Below are 18,061 nucleotides of genomic sequence, written 5' to 3'. Positions count from 1 at the left end.
CCATGAGAGGATCCTTTTTAGTGGATTTTGGACAGTAACTACCTGACCATTCCATTATAAAGGATTTTTTTTGTTGTCTCTTAAATCTCAATATTCTGAATTTATTTATGCAACGCTAGTGATATCTCGTCAGGGCTCTATCCTGTAATCTTATATATCTTATCAGCGCGCACTGTCCTTAAAGGACGGGGAAGCCGTTTATCTGGTATAGTAAGAAGAAAATGGCGATTCACGAAAAGGAGAGCAGGACTATGAAGCTCGTCTCTTTGAATACGGCAATGCCGGTGAGCATGCCTTACGGGGCCCAAGCGGTGGAAACGGGAATTGGCAAAAAGCCGGTCAGCGGACCGGTGCGGCTCGGATGGGAACAGCTGGCGGGGGACGGTCAGGGCGACCGTGTCCATCACGGCGGCCCGGACAAAGCGGTCTGCGTGTACGCGGCCGAACATTATCCTTACTGGCGGGGGCAGCTTGGTCAGGAGATGCCATACGGGGCATTCGGCGAGAATTTCACCGTAACGGGCTTGACTGAAGACAAGGTGCACATCGGAGACATCTTTGCCGTCGGAACGGCCAAGGTGCAGATTACTCAGCCGCGGCAGCCCTGCTACAAGCTGGCAGCCAAGCACGAGGTGGCGGATCTGGTATTGCAGGTGCAGCATACCGGATACACCGGCTATTACTTCCGGGTGATCGAAGAGGGGATCGTGGAGGCGGGGCTGGAGATTATTCTCGTGGAACGCCACCCTCTGGAAGTCACGGTTGCGGAAGCCAACCGGCTGATGTACCGGGACAAGCGGGACGATGCGGGGATCCGCCGTCTGCTCGAAGTGGATGCACTGTCGGAGAGCTGGCGCAGCGGGTTCGAGAAGAGGCTGGCGGAGGCGAGTAAGCAGCAGGATTGAGACGCGGGAAGATCCGTTCACCCAACCCTAACAGGTGAGAACGGAAAGCGGCCGCGAGCTCGGAATAAAAGCGAGCGGCAGGGCAGCCCGGAACGAGAGAAGGGTGGGGAAGGCACTTGGATGCGGATAAGCAGGTCCACGAGACGGAATCGGTGACCGGCGTGGTTTTGGCTGGAGGCCAAAATCGGCGGATGGGGGGGCAGGTCAAAGCCTTCCTGGCCGTGGAAGGGGAATCCTTCCTGCTCCGGCAGGTGAAAGAAATGGCGGGGAGCTGCAGCGAAATTCTAATTGTTACCCAGAATCCCCCGCTGTATGCCGCAGCGTTGGAGAGCGGGGGTGATAAGGATTGGCCGGTTACGGTTCGGATCGTGCCGGATCTTGTACCTGCCAGGGGACCGCTTGGCGGGCTTCATTCCGCTCTGCATACCGCAAAATCCGACTTACTATGGGTAGTCGGCTGCGATATGCCGTTGATCTCTTCCCGGGCGGCCGGCGAGCTCGTCAAGATCCTCCGCCGGACCGGTGCAGCCGCGGCGGTGCCCCGAATAGGCGGCAAGGTTCATCCGCTGCACGGAATATACCGGAAGGACATCCTACCTCAGGTGGAGCAGATGCTTGAGGCCGGGGACTACCGGATGATGGGTGTGTTCCAACTCACAGCCTGGGAGGCGGTAGATGAGGTAGTATGGAACAAGCTGGGAGTCACGCTTGAATTCGTGCGAAACATCAATACACCAGACGAATATGACGAGCTGCTCCGGGATTGTTCGCTGTTTCCGTGAGATATTTGTCAGAATTCATAACGTGGTTGTGTTCACATACTAGGAATGAGGCCCTTTTTGTGACATAATAAGAAGATAACTTAGACGCGTGAAGATCAAGAGGGGTTCCGAGAGGAGGGACGGGAATGACACAACTACTGGTGGACCGCTTCGGCCGCGTGCACGACTATCTGCGGATATCGGTTACGGACCGCTGCAATCTGCGCTGTGTCTACTGCATGCCGGAGGAGGGAATGGAATTCGAACCGGACGAGAAACTGCTTACCTTCGACGAGATTGCAGACGTTGTCCGGGTACTGGCCGGTTATGGGGTCCGGAAGCTACGGCTGACCGGCGGGGAGCCGCTCGTACGCAAGAACCTGGAGGTTCTTGTCGGCATGCTGTCGGCGATCCCCGGCATCGATGATATCGCACTGACGACCAACGCCATCTATTTTGCCTCCCGCGCGGAGAAGCTCCGGAGAGCGGGATTGACCCGCATCAATGTGTCGCTCGATTCGCTGCGGCCGGACCGGTTCTCCCTCATCACCCGGGGAGGAGACCTCACCCGCGTGCTGGAGGGGCTCGATGCCGCGTACCGTGTCGGACTCGACCCCGTGAAGTTGAACGTGGTACTCATGAAGGGTCTGAACGATGACGAGATCGAAGACTTCCTGGAACTGAGCTTGGAGAAGAACATCCATGTGAGGTTCATCGAATATATGCCGATCGGTCATGAAGACGAAGGCTGGAGAGCCAGGTACCTGCCGCTGCAGGCGGTTCTGGAGCGTGCGGCGCACCGCGGCTGGAAGGTAGAGGGGCTCGAGACGCGAATCTCAGGTAACGGGCCGTCCCAGAATTACCGGATCGAGGGGGCGGTAGGCACCTTCGGGCTGATCCATCCGGTAAGCGACCACTTCTGCCAAACCTGCAACCGGCTGCGCTTGACGGCAGACGGCAATATCAAACCGTGCCTGTACTGGTCCGATGAGTTCAATGTGCGGCGGTATATCGGAGACGACGAAGCGCTGGCCGCGATGTTCTTCCGTGCCCTGGACGTGAAGCCCGAGAGCCACGAGATGGCGCAAGCGCTGCTGAGCCAGTCGCAGAGCCACACGCCGACGGTACGGCGAATGTCACAGATCGGGGGATAATGGGTGGTGAGCGCGTTACGATTCGGACGCCGGACAGTTACGCTGGAGACGGCACAGGCGATGATACTTAAGCAAGCAAAACCCCTTGAGACCGAGGATGCGGAGCTCGGCGAAGCGTACGGTCGGCGGCTGGGCGTGCCCGTAGCGGCGGATTCGCCTGTACCGCACTTCCGCCGGTCGGGCGTGGACGGGTACGCCGTCAGAGCAACGGATACCCGCGGCGCTGCCGGCGGCTGTCCGGTACGGCTGAAGGTCATCGAGACGATTCCTGCGGGAGCGGTGCCGCGGCATGCGGTGAGCGCCGGAGAAGCTTCCCGGATTATGACGGGAGCGGTAGTGCCTGAGGGTGCAGATACGGTGATCATGCTAGAGATGACGGATGCGCCTGAGGGACACCGGCCGGAAGCGGACGTGGGGGTGTTCAAGGAGATGAATCCCGGCGATAACATCACGGAGATCGGCCGGGAGACGGCAGCCGGTGAACCGTTGCTGGAGCCGGGGAGCATCATTGGGCCCGGAGAGGCGGCGATCTTGGCCACCTTCGGCTGGAGCCGGGTCCCGGTCTTCCGCAGGCCGGTCGTGGCCATCTTCTCTACAGGCTCGGAACTACTGCCTGTAGAGGCGGCGCTGGAGCCCGGACGGATCCGGGGCAGCAACTCTTATATGCTGGCCTATCAGGTGCAGGAGGCGGGCGGAACGCCGCGGGTGATGCCCATCCTGCCCGATGATGCGGGCCGGGTGGAAGCGGAGCTGCTGTCCGCCCTGGAATGGGCGGATGTTGTTATCACCACCGGCGGCGTCTCTGTCGGGGACAAGGACGTGCTGGTCGAACTCTTCGACCAGTGGGACGGCGAACTGTGGTTCAACAAAATCGCCATGCGTCCCGGCAGTCCCACCTCGGCAGGAAAGTGGCGCGGAAAGCCCTTGTTCGCCTTGTCCGGAAACCCGGGGGCATGCTATGTAGGCTTCGAGCTTCTGGTGCGCCCCTGCCTAAGAGCGGCAACAGGTTCTTCTTCGCCGCTGCCGCGGGCAAGTCAGGCAGTATTGGGCTGCGACTACGGTAAGGGTTCGGCTTATCCGCGCTATGTGAGAGGAACCACGTATGTACAGGACGGCGTGCTGTATGCCGTTCCTGCCGGACTAGACAAATCGAGCATCATGGTGTCAATAAAAGATGCCGACTGCCTGATTCATCTGCCCGCGGGAGGCCGCGGAACCGCAAAGGGCACGCAGGTTCGAATCGTACAGATAGGTCAGGAAAAAAACAACGGCATATGCTAAGATGAAGAAAACCCCGGAGGGACGCTTGACGTCTCCCGGGGTTTTGTCGCTTGAGACAAACCAGGGGCGCAGTGCCTGGAAGACACTGCGCCCCCTGATCTTACGTGTGTGCAATTAGATAACCAGTGCACGGGAAACGATTACGAGCAGGATAAAGAGTACCAGAATAACACCCGTCGTTGTGTAGTATCCGCCAACTGCGCTCATGTGACATCCCCCTTTCAGAAGACATAACATAACATATGTCTGCGGGATCCCTGCTGATTGGACGTAAGCCTGGTTATCCGCAAGAAAAACACCTGTCTCCCCAGGGGAAACAGGTGTGAGTTATAATCGATATCATTAGTAAGTGGAGCCGCCGAACAAGAAGCGCTTCTCCCACTGGGAACCGGCGATCGTATCGATACGGACCCCGCCGGATTCGATGGAGTAGGTATGCAGCATACGGCCGTCGCCAAGGTAGATCCCGACGTGGGTAATGGTTTCGGTCGTCTTGTCGATGCCTGTATAGCTGGCAGCGCTGGAGCCTTTATAGGACATGAAGAACATGAGGTCGCCGGCTTTCAGCTGTTTCCAGTCGCCGGATGTCTTGCCGACGGATTGAACGTAAGAACCTTGGCTGCGGGAATCCCCCGGCAGCAGCTGGCCGGTGCCGTCAAGGAAACTCTGGCGCACGAAATCGGAGCAGTCGAAGGTCGACAAATCGTAGCGGTTCGAACCGAATTCATAAGGCACGCCGATATACTTCATCCCGGCATCAATGACCTTCTGGGCGGCTACCGCAGGGTCGAGCAGCTTGTACGGCTCAACGAATGTCGTGCTGATATACTGGGAGCCTGTGCTCACATAGCCGATTACGCCGTTCTGGTCCTGGACATTATACCAGTAGTTGTTGGTTTTGTTCAGGATGAGCAGCTTCTCGCCCTTCGCCAAATAGCGGATCCGTGAAGAGTCCGTGGACGGGGCGCTCCGGAACGATACGGAAGACAGTGCGGTGGCATTGGGCTCCGATTGGAACAGCGATTCGGTCGGTTCTTCTTCTACAGCCTGTTCAGCCGCGCCTTCAAACGTAGTGGTGATATACTGCGATGAGGAGCTGACATACCCAACTACGTCATTGGCATCCTGTACCTTGTACCAATAGGCATTGGGACGCTCAAGCACAAGCAGTTTCTCCCCTTCCGCGAGATAACGGATGCGGCTGTCGTTCGTGGACGGGCCTGTACGGAAGGACACGGAAGCGGCAACCTCAGCGTTCGGTTCGGTGTCCACCTGTACCGTAGTCATCCGCACATAAGTGGAAGAATCGGATACATAGCCTACTTGTCCGGAAGCATCACGTACGAGCAGCCAGGAGCTGTTGTAGACGCTGACGAGGTCGAGGAGCTCGCCGACTCGCAGCAGCCGGATCTTTTCGCCGGACGTTGTGGACGGTTGGGTGCGGAAGTTAACGCCCTGCACCACTTTTACTTTGGTTACCTCCGTAGAGAAAGCAAGTGCGTTGTATGGGACGGTAGAGAAGGTTACGGCAGCGCCGAGGACAAGAGCAAGCAGTTGTTTTTTCATGGTGTAGTGAGCCTCCGTTAGTTGTGTTATTCCTCTGCTTATGTAAGGGGCAGTGGTGGTTGATTTGATGAACTGATCATAGCACAGAAAAAACGACAAAAGCATCGGCAAAAGATGTCATAGAAACATTGGAAATCAAGGCGATTGTGGGCAAAAAGGCAGGGGATTCGGCAGAATTTATCCGATTTTTTAGAGCATTCGGAATCATTTTCATGGGACAACGAGCCGAAATCCGGTGTAAATCATTCCAGCAGCAAGGGTGGGGGACGCAAAGTTACGCCAGAAGTCACGGACGGAAACAGGGCTGTGGGGGGCGTTCGCCGCAGAGGTGGGGAGCCCGATTGGAAATGGGGTAAATGATTGGCATGGGCTGACGGATTGACAAAGTGCGCGGGGTAACCGAATCGGGACTAAAGGGCATGAGAAGTCCGGGGTGTGTACTGCAGTGAAAGATACTGCGACGGGGAGGATGTGGAAGTTCGGCTTGCGGCTAGTGAGAAGCCAGGCAACGGAAAGCCGTTGTACGGAGGGGGATAAGGCCTGAGGATTCGGCAAGGAAGATCAGGACAAAGAGGTGCGAAGCTAAGGAGGCGGTAATGGCCTGCGCAGCAGGAGGGAAGGAACGCCTGTTAGGGTGTTCCTTCCCTCCTCCAATTCCCGGGAGAGGATGAGGACGATGAATGATGACCAAGTAACTGTTCGCAAGATCGGCGAGGAAGACTGGAACGAGAGCCTGGACCTGCATTCTTTTGCCTTCCAATACCCATTAACGCCAGAAGAGCGGAAGAAGAAGCTGGCCAAGATGGAGTTTGGCGATCTATGGGGGGCTTATGCAGGGGGGCGCCTCGCGGCGAGGATGTCCGTGCTCAGCCTCCAAACTTGGGTGCAGGGCAAAGTATACGAGTTCGGCGGGATCGCCGGGGTAGCGACTTGGCCCGAATACCGGAGGAGCGGGCTGGCAGCCAAACTGCTCTGCCATGCTTTGACTGTCATGCGCGAACGGGAACAAACGATTTCCTTGCTGCACCCGTTTCAGTTTGCTTTCTACCGCAAGTATGGCTGGGAAATCTTCGCGGAGTACAAGCAGTATGAGATCACTACGGCAAAGCTGCCAAGATTCGAGGCGCAGAGAGGAAGGGTTGTCCGCACCGGGAAGGACGCGAAGCTGCTTCACGGAATCTATGAACGGTATGCCGCAAGCTATAATGGAACGCTGGTGAGAAGCGAAGCGTGGTGGAACAACCAGGTATTCGGGAATACCGGTACGACGGCCGTGTACTATAATCCGGAGGGAGAGCCGACGGGGTATGTATTCTACGAGGTCAAGGAGCGGGTATGCACGGTGCACGAATTGATTCACTTGGATCATGAAGCCCAGCTGGCGCTGTGGCGGTTTCTCTCCGATCATGACTCCATGATCGAGACCCTGACCATCCGGGTTCCTGCCAATGACCGGCTGCCCTTCCTTCTCGCCGATCCGCGGATCAAGCAGGAGATTGTTCCTTACTTTATGGCCCGTATCGTGGATGCCCGATCATTCATCGAAAAATATCCTTTTGTATCGGGGGCCGAAGCCACTTGGGTTCTGAAGATTAGGGACGAGCATGCTCGATGGAATGACGGATGCTTCGCGATAGCCGTCGATGAATCAGGTACGGCCAGGGTGGCGCCCCTTCCCTCCGGTGGAGGCGATCTGCCATATGTCGCCTGCGATATCCAAACCTTGACTGCGCTCTTGATGGGATATCAGCGTCCTTCCTTCTTGCAAGCCATAGGCAGACTGCAGGGAACCGTCGAGGGGCTCGGCATGCTGGAGCGGCTGGTTCCGTACCGGCCGACCTACCTTGCGGATTTCTTCTAAAACAGCGTCGGTTATCAGAAGTTCCTATACGCCACATCGGCGGTAGGAGCTTCTTTTCTTGATGGAAGAAACTAATGTAAAATTAGTATGTTAAATAAGGTTACATACGAATTAAAATATTATACTATATTAACAATATTTAGTTGACAGAATAGAATATTTTCCCATAATATAAATTCAGGTTGCTGGAGAATGGGAGGGATTTCATAATATTATATAAAACATCACACGCGAACCATTTCCTTATGACAGGTTTCTTCCCTTATCTGCAAACGAATAAGAACAGAAAACGCCTGCGGATTTCGCTTGGAGGCATGAATCCGCAGACGTTCAGGCAGGAACTTCCTTGACCGGGAAGCGCCTTCCTCCATTGTAATTTAAAAGCTGCCATAGCCGCAAACTTTTCATTATGCTTAGGAGGATGAGTGTTATGTTCAAAAGCCAATATGACATTATCGTTGAGAATCATCTGAATAGCCTTTCTCCGGATTACGTGGAAGGTCTCAAAGAAGAGTTCAAAAAAAATCAGGTGGTCATCCTGGAAGCGCTCCTCCCCGATCCAATCAAACGGGGGATGATGGCCGAAGCAAAAGTTCTTCTGAACGAGCATGCGGCCAGACGCGATCTGAACATGCGTGTGACCGAGGATACGCCGAGGCATTACTTAAGCGTGGGACGCGACAGTATTCAAGCTCATGGACACCTCATTCCATCGTTCTTCCGCAGCCCGAGCATCGTGAAATTCCTCTCTGAAGTCAGCGGTGAGCCCGTATACCGAGTACCGTATGAGCCCGAGGAGTTCATTATTAACAGCCAGCGCAACCTTGGAGACACCCACGGCTGGCATTGGGACGATTATGCCTTCGCGCTGATCTGGATCGTCGAGGCTCCGGCTGTAGGCGACGGCGCGTTGGTGGAATACATCCCGCACACGGTATGGGACAAGTCCGACCCCGACAACTGTGTATCCAAAGTGCTGAAAGAGCATACGGCGAACAGCATGTATGTGCCGGAAGGCGTATGTTATCTGATGAAGGCCAACACCACGCTTCACCGCATTAGTCCACTGACGGGCGATTCCAAGCGCTCCGTGATTATCTACAGCTATGCGTCCCAAGCGGATCTGGATTCCAATGACATCTCACACGAAACCATGGAGGAGATCTATCCTGATGACACCAGAACAGTCGCTATGGTCTGATAATGTAATTCCGGTGGACAACCCGGCGGATGGATTCAGCATGTCGTTCGTCCAGGCTTCGAAGGGCCTGAACCGTTATGTAACGACGGAAGAAGACGCCCGGCACATCTCCAAGCTTCTCCCCAAAGAAACGTACCCCTGTCTCTTAGACGTATGCTGCGGTTTCGGCCGTTTCAGCGGTGCCCTCCATAAGCTCGGCTATCAGGTGACGGGACTGGACTTGTCCCAGGATCAGATCGAAGAAGCCAGGCGCTCGAATCCGGGTCCGGATTATATCGTGACGGATATGTGCCATCTCCCGGACCGTAGATTCGATGCCGTTATCAATATGTACACAAGCTTTGGCTACTACAAGACCGAAGAAGAAGATCTGCGTGCGCTTGATGCTTGGGGCGCCGCCTTGCGCAGCGGCGGGAAGCTGGTTATGGAACTGGCCGACATGGACCGGGCACGGGCCAAACTGGACCGGACGAAACCGATCATCTACCGTTATACCGGCGACGTCACGGAAGAAGTCCGGATGGACTGGACGAACCGGATTCTGGAGGTTACTTACCTTCAGGAAGACCGCCGATTCACCTGCCACACCCGGCTGTATGAGAAAGAATTTCTGGTTGGCTACCTTCGGGGGATCGGATTCGGCGAAGTGGCGGTCTACGGAGATCTCGAGGGCAAACCCAAAGCGCTTGAGGATAATCTGATTCTTATCGCAACCAAGAAGTGAGGAGAAGAAGAACATGCAGCAACCATTCATCTGTATAGTCGATGCTTATTCGACGGGGGCCGAGCTCGCTTCCGAATTCGCCAAGTATGGGTACCGGGCTGTTCATGTCAAATCTTCTCCTTCTATAGGAGAAGAGTTTGAAGCGGCGTATCGTTCCCATGAATTCGCGGCGTCTTTCGTTCATCTGGGCGACCCCGCCGAAACGGCGGAGAGTCTCCGGGAATTCTCGCCCGCGTATGTCATCGCAGGTACCGAGACAGGGGTCATTCTTGCCGACCAGCTGGCCGATCTCCTCGGGGTGCCCGGCAATCCTCCAAGCTCTTCGGAGCGCAGACGCAACAAGTATAAAATGAACGAAGCTCTCGCGGCCTGCGGCGTACAGGCCGTCCGGCAGGCCTGCTTCACCGAAGCGGGCTCCGCCTCGGCGTGGGCGGATGCCGAGGGGGTATGGCCGCTGGTAGTCAAGCCGCTGGACAGCGCGGGTACCGATGGGGTCTACTTCTGTCATACGCCCCACGAAGTGGAGACGGCCCTCGGCCGCATTCTGTTCCAGACCAACCGGATGGGCTCCTATAACGCCGAGGCCTTGGTCCAGGAACTGCTGGTGGGGCAACAATACTTCATCAATGCGGTAAGCGTGGACGGTACACATGTCATCACGGAAATTTGGAAGGACAACAAAAAGAGCGTGGACGGCGCTTCGATGATCTGCGATGTCGAGGAGCTGCTGCCTTACCACGGGGAAGTGCAGGAACAGATCCGCAGCTATGTGTGTTCCGTATTGGATGCGCTGGAGATCCGGGAGGGGGCTTCGCACACGGAGATTATGTTCACGGACCGGGGACCTATCCTGATCGAAACGGGAGCGAGGATGCAGGGGACGATTCTGCACGAAGCCTTGGTGGAATCGATCGGCAGCAGCCACGTGACCACTTCCGTACTGCGGTATGCCGACCCGGAGCGTTTCCTGAAGGAGCATGCCTCCGGTTATACGCTGCATAAACAGTTGTACTGCGTGACGCTCGCTTCGGAGGAAACAGGGACGCTGGTGGAAAGCTTCCTGGAGACCAAACTGACCTCCCTGCCTTCCTATTATGCCATGTTCCATACCCCCGAGGTAGGCGACCATGTAGAGAGGACCGTGGATTTGTTCTCGAACCCCGGCATTATTTATTTGATGCATAGCGACCGCGATCAGATTCTGGCCGACTACGCGAGAATCCGGGAATGGGAAGCGAACAAAGAGATATTCCGGTTAGCGACACTGGTGTGAGCGAGGGACGGAATGGATACGAGACCCAAGAACAGGCTGGTCATGATCGGCGGTTGGGGAGACCTCTATAAGAAGGCGAAGGATAGAGGGTTCGAACTGACCTTGATCCAGGACAAAGCAAGCCTGAAGGCTGAAGATTACGCTTATATCGATCATTTATTCACAAGCAAGATTGATGACGACCGCATTCCGGCTCTGGTGGAAGCCCTCCATGGCTTCGAGCCGTATGACTGCGTCGTATCCTTTCAGGAGATGGGCGTGCTTAACGCTGCCCTTGTCCAGGAAAGGACGGGGATCCATGGGAACCCCTTGAAGCCAGTCCTGTTGACCAAGGATAAGGGCATGATGCGCAAGCACATGGCGGAGGAAGGGATTCCCTCTATTCCGTATGCCCTGATCCGAACGGTGCAGGAGGCCCACGGTTTCATTGAGGCTCATGGATTGCCCGTCATCATGAAGCCGGTGAAGGGAGCGGGCAGCTTCCAGATTCACAAGATTGAACGGATGGAGGAAGTGGAGGCGGCCGTAAACGGTACGAAGCAGGGGCTCTTCGGCCAAGACGTCATTCTCATCGAGAAGTTCATGGAGGGGACCGAGATTAGCGTCGAGGCCTTCTCCTGCGGGGGGGAGCATGCCATAATCGGGATGACGGACAAGCTGACAACCGGCGCCCCTTACTTCGTCGAGACCGGGCATACCGTTCCGTCGCTGCTTCCGCCGGAACAGCTGCAGGAGATCCGGGAACTGGTGATATCGTTCCTGCATTCCATCGGCCACCGGATCGGGCCGTCGCATACCGAAGTGATGGTAACACAGCAGGGACCCATTATTATCGAGTCCCACACGCGAACTGGCGGAGACTATATCTACGAGCTGGTCAAGCAAGTGTACGGAACGGACTTTTTCGAACTGACGCTCGATGCGCTGCTGGGTAAGGTCTCCGAGATGCCGGAGGCGAAGCCGGAAGGAGCCGCGGTTGTCCGCTACTTGACGCTGCCGGAAGGCACGGTAGGGTCAATCCGGGGAGCCGAGACCGTAAGGCAGAGCGGGAATATCCTGAGGTTCGAGCTCTCCTTGCAGCAGGGCCAAGTGGTCAAACCGTTTACGAATTCCGATGAGCGTCCCGGCTGTATCGCCGCTTACGGGAAGAATCAGAACGATGCGGAGCGCAGGGTCCGGGAGGCTCTGCAGCAACTCCATATTGAAGTGAGCTGATGATGTACTGAACCCGGGGAATGCGTTCAAAAAAAGGCACTTTACCACCTACATCAGTTCGGTATTCGTCTCCTCAATAGGCGACGGGATGCAGTTTATCGCCATGTCCTGGTTCATCCTCGAGCTGACGGGGAGAGCGTCGGCCATGGGCTGGCTGCTCGTGATCGGCAGCCTGCCGGGCATTCTTTTTCCGTGGATCGGCGTCTATGTGGACCGGTGGAACAAGAAACGGATCTGCATGGCGATGGATTGGATCCGTGCCGTGTGCATCGGTGTGGTGCCGCTGAGTTACTATACGGGCGTGCTGGAGATCTGGATGATCTACGCCGTCGTATTCCTCGCGGCGGTCATGGAGCGGTTCCATCTTCCTTCTTCCCTAAGCTTGCTGCAGCAGTCCTTCCCGAAAGACCGGCTGCTTGCCGCAAATTCTTATGGAAGCATGGCAGATCAAGTCGGATTGCTGGTCGGTGCCGCCTTGGGAGGGGTTATCACCGGTTGGTTCAGCCCGCCGGCGGCCATGCTATGCAACGCTCTGTCCTTCCTTCTCTCGGGGCTGCTCATGACGCTTTTTCCGTATCGTCCTGTACAGGAGAAGCATCAAGAGGCGTCTGCCGGGGCAGTCCGGCAGGGAATGACGGCTGAATTTCGCGAAGGATTGTCCTATGTACTCCGACTTCGGGCCCTATATGTCATCATACTCAGCCAACTGTTCATGTTGACCGTGCTGAATGGCTGCAATACCTTGTTACCCGTATTTACAACCCGGATCTTATCCTTGGGGGCCGAAGCGCTGGGGATGATCGATGCGTCCTGGGCAGCGGGCGCCATATTGGGGGGAGCTGCCGTTACTTCCGTGGCCCTGCTGTCCGGCACAAGATTCCTCCAAGGTTACGTCCTGGCGATCTGTGGCGCACTGACTGTGTTTGCGCTCTCTTCTTCCATTGTTCAGGCGTCCGCAGGGTATTTCTTTCTTGGGATGATGGTCACGATGATCCGTATCATTACCGACACGGCGATTCAGAAGACGGTAGATCCGGCCTTCATGGGAAGGGTCGCTGCAGCCATTCAATCCTTAACTTCTTATGCGGGCTTAGTCCTTTATTTGACCGTCAGCTATTTGGCGGATGTGCTCAACATCCGGTACATTTATTTGGCTATTGCCGCGGCAGGACTTCTCTTGGTGACGGCTTGGCTGATCCGGTCCGCTATGCATGGAAGGGAGCCGGTCAAGCAGAGAAGGGATGAATCTTCCACTGGATAAGAAAGGCACCGCTTCTGTACGGCCCGCCGGGTCTGCAGAAGTTTTTTTTGTGCTTGTTGCGACAAGCGGGCAGCCGGGAATTATAAAGATTTGCTAAAGTCAAGGAAAGGGGCAGGAAAAACCTCCCATAATGCGAATATATATTCGTATATTGGGGATCGATAAGGGGGAGACGGAAGATGACGGACAAAAAGCAAATCGGCAGTTCGCTGAGCGTACTGATGGTCTCGGACTTGGAGCGGTCCAAGTCCTTCTACCGGGATGTGCTTGGTTTCAATGTGACGGATTGGTGGGTGGAGCGCGACGGGCTGGGGGGAATGGCCTTGAAGCTGCTGCAGGCGCCGGACCCGTCAGCCGTGCGTCCGAATCCTCCGCAGACCGGAGAGCCCCTGGCGTATGACGTGTATGCCTACGTTGAAAACTGGGAAGCGCTCGATGCGCTGTATGAAGAATTCCGGAGCAAGGGCGCCGTCTTCGGCGGCGAGCCGGTCATCTATCCGGATGGAGGGCCATGGAAGGAGTTCGTCGTGCAGGATTGCGACGGCTACGGACTTGCCTTCGGCGGGATCGACGGACCGAAGGGCGGGGCGGAGGCAGCGGAATCCCCGGTGGAAAGCCGCATCGACTCCGTGGTCCTGTGGGTGCGGAATCTGGACCGCTCTGCAGACCAGTACGGGCGGCTGCTGGGGATCGAGGTGCGTACCGAGGACCGTCAGGAGCAGCAGCATGTCTTCCGGCTGGAGAACGGCACCGATCTCATCCTCGATAGCAGCGGCATGGAGAAGGTTCCGCTTCCAGAGCGGGGAGCTGTGCTCTTCAAGCTGGAGACCGGCGACATCGATGCGGCATACCGCAGGGCGCAGGAACTCGAGTTCGAAGACGTCTTCGGCATCGCCCGGACCCCGCGTGTCTCATTCTTCAACCTTCGGGACGGGGACGGGAATATTCTGACGATCTCGCAGAGCCGCTGAGTGCGCGGCAGCTCGGCGGCTGCACCTTGAACGGGTAGCAGGCAAGATTATTGATAAGGCAAATCGGCCAGGCCGTAGCGTTCCCAGAAGGGCTGCAGCTTGCTCCATGCACAATCGAATACATAGGTTCCATCCCCAGTGCCGAAAGCGAGCAGCTGGGGATTTTCTTTTGCCCCGGGGAGCGGAACGAGTAGGAACAGTTCGCGGCAGTGGAAAGAAAGTCGGGCCTTGGAGACGGCGAGCGGCGGGTGCAGGGGGATCCGAAGGACCAGTCGGCTCTCCTCCCGGATGCGCAGCCCCGGGGAGAGACCGTCAGCGGCGGCCAGCCAAGACGCTGCACTCGAGCGGATCTCTTCCGTGTTCGGGAGCACCCGGACCACCTTGTCCAATAGAGGGGCATAGATTTGTACGGGAGGCAGGTGGTCTCCCGTCACAGCATGTGCAGGCCGGGAAGATGGGAGGAAGAAGGCGGCGGCGGCCAGCAGGAGAAGGGCCGCCGTCCGCGCGGCGGTGCCCGGCATAAGGATCCGTCCCAAGAAAGACGCCCCCTTTCTTAGTGTAACGAATGGGTTTGTTCCTATTGTATACCAGGCGGCTGTCCGTTTATTCCGATGTGTCTTCTACAGGTCCTGCCTCCTTCTGTCCTTCAGCCGGGCAGGGTACTGGACTTAGGTCCAGTGCCAAAAACCGCCGCAGGTCCGTTTTGGAAGCGCCCGGTTTCACCTAGAATAAGGACATAAGCAAGCGACACCCAAACTTGAAAGGCGGTGAATGCACATGAGAATGAACCGGCATACGGGATTCGCGCTTCTCTTCATCGGAGTAGGCGCCATGATCCTCGCAAGCAAGATGGGCCTGCACGTTGGGCATCACTTGATGGGCTTCCTCTTCCCGGCGGCTCTCGTCGGACTCGGCTTCGTCGGAATGAACAACGGCAAAACGTTCATTGGCGCGGCGCTGATCCTGATCGGCGGTATGGTGCTGATCGGCAAAATGTCGGGCGTGATTGCGATCCTGTTCGCGGCGGGCCTTATCTGGTACGGCGTCACACTGCTCCGAGGCAAGTCAGCTTACTAGCCGCGAGGCGCAAGGATGGCATAGAAGAAACCGGCAGCTTCGACCGGGCAAGAATCCCAAACAAAGGTGGTAGAACAAGAATGAGTATCGGCAAACGATTCCGTGATCTTACGGTCGCCCATTTTAACGAAATGCTGGAGCAGTCGGAGGATCCGGTTCGCCTGATCGACAAATATCTGGCATCCCAATCCGAGCAGATCCGGGAATCCGAGCGGCTCCTGCAGCAGTGTCTATCCCATGCTTCCTCTCTCCGCCAGCAATACATAGCGGCGGAACAGCTCAAGGAGCGGCGCGAAGGGCAGGCGCTTCTGGCCCTGAAGGCCGGAGAGGAAGAGGTTGCCCGCCTGGCTCTGCAAGAGAAAATGCAGCAGGAAGAAAAGGCGGTGCAGTACAAAGCGCTCTATGAACAAAGTAAACATGGCATTGTGGAGCTCGAAGAGCAGGTGCAGGGGCTCAAAGCCGACTTCGACGAAGTGGCTTCCAAACGCAGCTATTATATCGCCCGCTTGGAGAGCGTAAGGCTGCAGCAGCGGATGAATGAACGGCTGCGCTCCATGGGCGGCGGAGTAAGCCCGCGGATGTTCGACCGGCTGGAAGAGCGGGTCAGCGACATGGAACTGTCGGCGCGCACGCTGCGTGAAGTCCGGAGCCAGGTCCGGGAGGCCTGGACGGCAGCCGGCTCCGCAGTCGACCAGGAGCTCGCCAAACTGCGCAGCAAACTAGAAGAGGAAGGATGGAACCGTCGATGACGAAACTGTACCGATCCCGCACGGACCGCAAAATTACGGGTCTCTGCGGCGGGCTTGGCGATGTAATGAACGTAGACCCTACCCTGCTCCGATTGACTGTGGTCGTGACGACCTTGTTCACGGGGGGCGCGGTGATTCCTCTGTACTTCATCGCAGCGCTGGTGATTCCCACTGAGCCGTGGACCGGCGGGGGACCTGGCGCGGGATATGGCGCAGGACCTTGCGGTGGGGGAGGGCACGGATATGATCCCTCTTACGGCTCCTGGAAAGATTGGCGCCGCGCTGAGAGACACTACCGCAAAGCTCAAAAATACGGCTGGAGAGGCCACCACGAAGCGGAATATAAGCAGGCAGCCGGCCAAAACGAGCCGCAGGCTGCGGCAAGCGACCTGGATGACATGATGAAAGATATCGAAAAGAAGGCCATGTGGAAAGAGATCGAAGAACTCCGCTCCAAGGTGGAACAGTACGAAAAACAACAAAAACAATCTAAGGGAGATGTGTAACCATGGGTGTATTCTCGAGAATTAAAGATATGACGAAAGCTTCGATGCATGAACTGCTGGACAAAGTTGAAGATCCGATTATTATGCTGAACCAGTATCTCCGCGATATGGAAGAGGAAATCACGACGGCGGAAGTAACGGTAGCCCGCCAGATCGCCTCCGAGCGAAAGCTGAAGGAACGTCTGGAAGAGTCGGTCCGTCTCGCTTCCCAAGCCGAAGCCGGAGCCAAGGAAGCGCTGCAAGCCGGACAGGAAGCGGCCGCCCGCCAGGCACTCGAGCAAAAACTGTATCATGACGGCAAAGTTACGGAATATACAGACCTGTATGAAGGCGCAAAGGCCCAAGCGGCCGAGCTGGTGCAGCAGCTGCATGAGATGAAGGACGCCTACTACCAAATGCGCAACAAGCGCAGCGAACTGGTCTCCCGCGCCCAGCTGGCTAAAGCGAAGAAGCAGATGGCCGAGGTGACTGCGAATAACGTAATCGAAGGCGGCAGTGCCGTCCAAGGCTTCCGCCGGATGGAAGAGAAGATCATGTCGCTTGAGGTGGAAGCTGAGATTGCCCGCAAGCCTTATGTCGGTTCGGCCTACGCCGGTTCCGTATTCGCGGCGGCTCCGGCGGCCGATGCGGCGAAGCAGCAAAAAATCGATGATCAGCTCGCGCTGCTCAAAGAAAAGCTGTCTTCGGAGCAGGCGTAACCGTTCGATCTGCCTTAGCTGAGGGCTGGCGCAAAAACCGCTTGGAGCGGTCAGCCCGTTATGATATGCTATGAAAGGCCAAAGCCATGGCGGGAGAAGTCCGCCGTGGCTTTTGGCGGAAATACGGGAACCTGCCAAGGCTGGACATCCAGAATCTACGAAAGGGGGCGGCGCGGATGTACCGCAAAAGAAACCGCAACATGGCGCTCGTGCTGATCGGTGCAGGGTTGTTCCTGTTGGCGGACAATCATCTTAGTTTCTTCACCGTCCTGGCCCTCTTTCTTCTTCTTATGGGGGTTCACAAGATCCGTTCGGGCGCGGAGCGCAAAGGCTACCTGCTCCTGCTGATCGGCGGGCTGCTGCTCCTGGGAGGGAACCTTCCTCTGATCGCGGCCGTGATCCTGATCTCCCTGGGTTTCTTCTATAATAAGATGCGCAAAGTCCACAAAGACGAGCGCCATGTCAGGAAGCAGAGTCTTATCGAAAGTATCCGCTGGGGCCGGGACCCCTGGATTCTAAGGAACATGTCGATCTGGAATGTGCTCGGAGAGCTTCAGATGGATCTCAGCTACGCGATTACCGAGCAGAAGGAGACGACTATCGTCCTCCAAGGCGTGATCGCGGATATTGATCTCATCGTGCCCGAGGATATGGGCGTGAGCGTAACGGCGTCCGTGCTCTTCGGTCAGACGAGTGTAGGATATGACAAGGAAGCCGGCGTACTGAACAAGATGGTCTGGCAGTCCCCGAACTATTGGACGGCCGAGCGGCAGCTGCGTCTCGAGATCTCGTACATTGTCGCCGACATTGATATAAAAATTGTGTAATTCCCGTCTTTATCGTAATCATATTGGAATA

At 56.5% G+C, this 18,061-nt stretch carries 19 protein-coding genes; 16 read left to right on the top strand and 3 right to left on the bottom strand.

Features of this window, described 5'->3' with window-relative positions:
• The first annotated feature begins 251 nt into the window (after positions 1-251).
• The 4 genes from O9H32_RS25750 to O9H32_RS25735 all read left to right on the top strand — a co-directional run bounded on the left by O9H32_RS25750 (position 252) and on the right by O9H32_RS25735 (position 4,101).
• Positions 252-905, top strand: coding sequence for an MOSC domain-containing protein (locus O9H32_RS25750; protein WP_269868993.1), 654 nt, complete (start codon positions 252-254; stop codon positions 903-905).
• Positions 906-1,021: 116 nt separating this feature from the next.
• Entirely contained in the window at positions 1,022-1,687 is a 666-nt protein-coding gene (gene mobA / locus O9H32_RS25745; RefSeq protein WP_269868992.1) for a molybdenum cofactor guanylyltransferase, read from the top strand.
• Positions 1,688-1,812: 125 nt separating this feature from the next.
• On the top strand, positions 1,813-2,820 hold the full coding sequence (gene moaA, locus O9H32_RS25740) for a GTP 3',8-cyclase MoaA (protein WP_269868991.1): 1,008 nt from the start codon (positions 1,813-1,815) through the stop codon (positions 2,818-2,820).
• 6 nt (positions 2,821-2,826) lie between these two features.
• Positions 2,827-4,101 carry a molybdopterin molybdotransferase MoeA gene (locus tag O9H32_RS25735; protein WP_269868990.1) on the top strand — a complete coding sequence of 425 codons (1,275 nt, stop codon included), beginning with the start codon at positions 2,827-2,829 and terminating at the stop codon, positions 4,099-4,101.
• Between the two features lie 114 nt (positions 4,102-4,215).
• On the opposite strand, the gene O9H32_RS25730 is transcribed toward O9H32_RS25735, so the two are convergent.
• Together O9H32_RS25730 and O9H32_RS25725 are read right to left on the bottom strand one after the other, a co-directional pair.
• On the bottom strand, positions 4,216-4,308 hold the full coding sequence (locus O9H32_RS25730; RefSeq protein ID WP_014368624.1) for a sporulation protein YjcZ: 93 nt from the start codon (positions 4,306-4,308) through the stop codon (positions 4,216-4,218).
• Positions 4,309-4,443: 135 nt separating this feature from the next.
• A complete protein-coding gene (locus O9H32_RS25725) occupies positions 4,444-5,667 on the bottom strand; it encodes a C40 family peptidase (RefSeq protein ID WP_269868989.1) in 1,224 nt (407 codons plus the stop codon).
• Positions 5,668-6,343: 676 nt separating this feature from the next.
• Here O9H32_RS25725 and O9H32_RS25720 point away from each other — a divergent pair.
• The 7 genes from O9H32_RS25720 to O9H32_RS25690 all read left to right on the top strand — a co-directional run bounded on the left by O9H32_RS25720 (position 6,344) and on the right by O9H32_RS25690 (position 14,173).
• On the top strand, positions 6,344-7,528 hold the full coding sequence (locus O9H32_RS25720; RefSeq protein WP_269868988.1) for a GNAT family N-acetyltransferase: 1,185 nt from the start codon (positions 6,344-6,346) through the stop codon (positions 7,526-7,528).
• A gap of 430 nt (positions 7,529-7,958) precedes the next feature.
• A complete protein-coding gene (locus O9H32_RS25715) occupies positions 7,959-8,729 on the top strand; it encodes a HalD/BesD family halogenase (protein WP_269868987.1) in 771 nt (256 codons plus the stop codon).
• Positions 8,701-9,453 (top strand): class I SAM-dependent methyltransferase, encoded by a 753-nt coding sequence (locus O9H32_RS25710; protein WP_269868986.1) that lies wholly within the window; start codon positions 8,701-8,703, stop codon positions 9,451-9,453. The genes O9H32_RS25715 and O9H32_RS25710 overlap by 29 nt, the downstream gene beginning before the upstream one ends.
• A 13-nt stretch (positions 9,454-9,466) precedes the next feature.
• Complete coding sequence (locus O9H32_RS25705; RefSeq protein WP_269868985.1) at positions 9,467-10,726, top strand: ATP-grasp domain-containing protein; 1,260 nt, start codon at positions 9,467-9,469, stop codon at positions 10,724-10,726.
• A gap of 12 nt (positions 10,727-10,738) precedes the next feature.
• Positions 10,739-11,941: an ATP-grasp domain-containing protein gene (locus tag O9H32_RS25700; RefSeq protein WP_269868984.1), complete on the top strand. Its 1,203-nt coding sequence runs from the start codon at positions 10,739-10,741 to the stop codon at positions 11,939-11,941.
• A 7-nt stretch (positions 11,942-11,948) separates the two neighbouring features.
• Positions 11,949-13,202 carry an MFS transporter gene (locus O9H32_RS25695; protein WP_269868998.1) on the top strand — a complete coding sequence of 418 codons (1,254 nt, stop codon included), beginning with the start codon at positions 11,949-11,951 and terminating at the stop codon, positions 13,200-13,202.
• 179 nt (positions 13,203-13,381) lie between these two features.
• Positions 13,382-14,173: a VOC family protein gene (locus O9H32_RS25690; RefSeq protein ID WP_269868983.1), complete on the top strand. Its 792-nt coding sequence runs from the start codon at positions 13,382-13,384 to the stop codon at positions 14,171-14,173.
• Between the two features lie 47 nt (positions 14,174-14,220).
• On the opposite strand, the gene O9H32_RS25685 is transcribed toward O9H32_RS25690, so the two are convergent.
• Positions 14,221-14,709, bottom strand: a complete 489-nt coding sequence (locus O9H32_RS25685) for a hypothetical protein (RefSeq protein WP_269868982.1) — start codon at positions 14,707-14,709, stop codon at positions 14,221-14,223.
• A gap of 241 nt (positions 14,710-14,950) precedes the next feature.
• Between O9H32_RS25685 and O9H32_RS25680 the strand changes: the two genes are divergently transcribed.
• From O9H32_RS25680 to liaF, 5 genes are all read left to right on the top strand, one after another.
• Positions 14,951-15,250, top strand: coding sequence for a LiaF transmembrane domain-containing protein (locus O9H32_RS25680; protein WP_269868981.1), 300 nt, complete (start codon positions 14,951-14,953; stop codon positions 15,248-15,250).
• Between the two features lie 80 nt (positions 15,251-15,330).
• Positions 15,331-15,999, top strand: coding sequence for a PspA/IM30 family protein (locus O9H32_RS25675; protein WP_269868980.1), 669 nt, complete (start codon positions 15,331-15,333; stop codon positions 15,997-15,999).
• Positions 15,996-16,505, top strand: a complete 510-nt coding sequence (locus O9H32_RS25670; protein ID WP_269868979.1) for a PspC domain-containing protein — start codon at positions 15,996-15,998, stop codon at positions 16,503-16,505. Before O9H32_RS25675 ends, O9H32_RS25670 begins: the two co-directional genes overlap by 4 nt.
• A 2-nt stretch (positions 16,506-16,507) precedes the next feature.
• On the top strand, positions 16,508-17,203 hold the full coding sequence (locus O9H32_RS25665) for a PspA/IM30 family protein (protein ID WP_269868978.1): 696 nt from the start codon (positions 16,508-16,510) through the stop codon (positions 17,201-17,203).
• A 176-nt stretch (positions 17,204-17,379) separates the two neighbouring features.
• Positions 17,380-18,030 (top strand): cell wall-active antibiotics response protein LiaF, encoded by a 651-nt coding sequence (gene liaF, locus O9H32_RS25660; RefSeq protein ID WP_269868977.1) that lies wholly within the window; start codon positions 17,380-17,382, stop codon positions 18,028-18,030.
• The last annotated feature ends 31 nt before the right edge of the window (positions 18,031-18,061 follow it).

The organism is Paenibacillus caseinilyticus (assembly GCF_027533645.1).
Classification (GTDB): domain Bacteria; phylum Bacillota; class Bacilli; order Paenibacillales; family NBRC-103111; genus Paenibacillus_G; species Paenibacillus_G caseinilyticus.
This window is presented reverse-complemented; position numbering and strand designations above follow the sequence as displayed.

Coding starts and splice junctions, on each gene's coding strand:
- O9H32_RS25750 (WP_269868993.1), top strand. CDS start 252: ATGAAGCTCGTCTCTTTGAATACGGCAATGCCGGTGAGCATGCCTTAC.
- O9H32_RS25715 (WP_269868987.1), top strand. CDS start 7,959: ATGTTCAAAAGCCAATATGACATTATCGTTGAGAATCATCTGAATAGC.
- O9H32_RS25665 (WP_269868978.1), top strand. CDS start 16,508: ATGGGTGTATTCTCGAGAATTAAAGATATGACGAAAGCTTCGATGCAT.
- O9H32_RS25730 (WP_014368624.1), bottom strand. CDS start 4,308: ATGAGCGCAGTTGGCGGATACTACACAACGACGGGTGTTATTCTGGTA.
- O9H32_RS25710 (WP_269868986.1), top strand. CDS start 8,701: ATGACACCAGAACAGTCGCTATGGTCTGATAATGTAATTCCGGTGGAC.
- O9H32_RS25675 (WP_269868980.1), top strand. CDS start 15,331: ATGAGTATCGGCAAACGATTCCGTGATCTTACGGTCGCCCATTTTAAC.
- O9H32_RS25670 (WP_269868979.1), top strand. CDS start 15,996: ATGACGAAACTGTACCGATCCCGCACGGACCGCAAAATTACGGGTCTC.
- O9H32_RS25720 (WP_269868988.1), top strand. CDS start 6,344: ATGAATGATGACCAAGTAACTGTTCGCAAGATCGGCGAGGAAGACTGG.
- O9H32_RS25700 (WP_269868984.1), top strand. CDS start 10,739: ATGGATACGAGACCCAAGAACAGGCTGGTCATGATCGGCGGTTGGGGA.
- O9H32_RS25725 (WP_269868989.1), bottom strand. CDS start 5,667: ATGAAAAAACAACTGCTTGCTCTTGTCCTCGGCGCTGCCGTAACCTTC.
- O9H32_RS25705 (WP_269868985.1), top strand. CDS start 9,467: ATGCAGCAACCATTCATCTGTATAGTCGATGCTTATTCGACGGGGGCC.
- liaF (WP_269868977.1), top strand. CDS start 17,380: ATGTACCGCAAAAGAAACCGCAACATGGCGCTCGTGCTGATCGGTGCA.
- O9H32_RS25690 (WP_269868983.1), top strand. CDS start 13,382: ATGACGGACAAAAAGCAAATCGGCAGTTCGCTGAGCGTACTGATGGTC.
- O9H32_RS25680 (WP_269868981.1), top strand. CDS start 14,951: ATGAGAATGAACCGGCATACGGGATTCGCGCTTCTCTTCATCGGAGTA.
- moaA (WP_269868991.1), top strand. CDS start 1,813: ATGACACAACTACTGGTGGACCGCTTCGGCCGCGTGCACGACTATCTG.